Genomic DNA, 240 nt, shown 5'->3' on the forward strand with positions numbered 1-240 from the left:
TCTTGAATACGCGTTTGATAAACTATGTCGGCAGCTAAGTTACCTTCCATTTTGTTTACCAATTCAATTTTATGACCTGCATTATCTACTGCATCTAATATATAGCTAGGCATTTGTAGACCATCGGGTGCAACCATCGAGAATTTCACGTTTTTATAGTGGCATAATAGTTTTGATAAAGAGTGCACAGTGCGACCATATTTTAAATCGCCTACTAGTGCAATGTGCATACCATCTATG

General features: G+C 37.1%; 1 protein-coding gene. It reads right to left on the bottom strand.

The window, feature by feature from the left end:
- Window positions 1-240, bottom strand: a 240-nt coding sequence (locus AAEY72_RS16160; protein WP_502945415.1) for a hypothetical protein, incomplete at both ends; no start/stop codon positions are given.

This window comes from Psychrobacter sp. W2-37-MNA-CIBAN-0211 (assembly GCF_040309405.1).
GTDB classification, from domain to species: domain Bacteria; phylum Pseudomonadota; class Gammaproteobacteria; order Pseudomonadales; family Moraxellaceae; genus Psychrobacter; species Psychrobacter glaciei.